1 protein-coding gene and 1 pseudogene are annotated in these 1,041 nt (G+C 46.8%); both read right to left on the bottom strand.

Going from position 1 to position 1,041, the window contains the following annotated elements:
• On the bottom strand, positions 1–830 hold an 830-nt coding region (locus tag A3762_RS24805; protein ID WP_068758110.1), incomplete at its 3' end, for an aminotransferase class I/II-fold pyridoxal phosphate-dependent enzyme.
• An 8-nt stretch (positions 831–838) separates the two neighbouring features.
• Positions 839–1,041 (bottom strand): annotated as a pseudogene (locus A3762_RS28055) (hypothetical protein); the annotation flags it as partial.

Raw genomic sequence — 1,041 nt, 5'->3', positions numbered from 1 at the left:
GGCAACGCGGTGGTATAGATATGGGGGCGAGCGACTTGCTCTAAATATGAAATAAGATCCTCAGGTCCTGCGACGAAGGCTCCAAAAGTACCAAACGCTTTACCGAATGTACCAATTAACAGCGGGCACTGTTCTTGAGAAACACCTTGTGAAAGCACGCTACCACAACCGCCCTCACCTAAAACCCCAAGTCCATGCGCGTCATCAATGGCGAGCAAAGATGTATAAGACGAGCATACTTCGCTTAATTGAGAAATATCAGCGACATTACCATCCATACTAAACACACCATCACTCAAAACTAAGCAGTGGTCGTATTTATCTGCGTCATACAGTTTAGCTAGATAATTACCGAGGCTAGCAGGGTTATTATGCAGATACCTTTGCGCTCTCGCACCAGACAACTTGGCGCCGTCAATCAATGACGCGTGATTCAACTTATCTTGTAGTAATAGAGCACGAGAATTGGCAAACGCAGATGCAACAGCTAGGTTTGCCATATACCCCGTCGAAAACAACAAAGCTTTATCACGCTTAGTGAAGCGAGCTAGCTTTTGCTCCAGATCTGAATGCGCCTGAAAGTGGCCAGACACAACATCGGAAGCGCCACTACCGACACCATAGGTGCGTGCCGACGTGCACAAGGCCTCAACAATCTCAGGATGGCTCGCGAGGCCAAGATAATCATTACTTGCAAAATTAGTTAATTTCTCGCCATTAGTGACGAGCTCAACTCCACTTCGAGAGTGAACATCAAAGCGCTTTCTGAGAAGCGCTTTCTGCTCAATCAGAGATAGTTGATCACGCCAATAAGGTGCGTCGTACGCCACAGACAAACCTAGTGTTGGACTGAATCGCCAGCACTAGTTGCACTTGCTTCATAGAACATTGGATTTTTCGCTTCTTGATCCTTCACAATTGCTTGGTTCAGCACAGCTTCTTGTGTTTCATCAGACTCTTCAATACGCTGCTCTGGACGCAAGCCTAAGCGCTTAAATAGCTGCATATCTTTGTGCGCTTCGGGGTTAGGAGTAGTTAGCA

Source organism: Oleiphilus sp. HI0125, assembly GCF_001635355.1.
The sequence above is the reverse complement of the archived record's forward strand: the minus strand, read 5'-3'. Positions and strand labels throughout refer to the sequence as shown.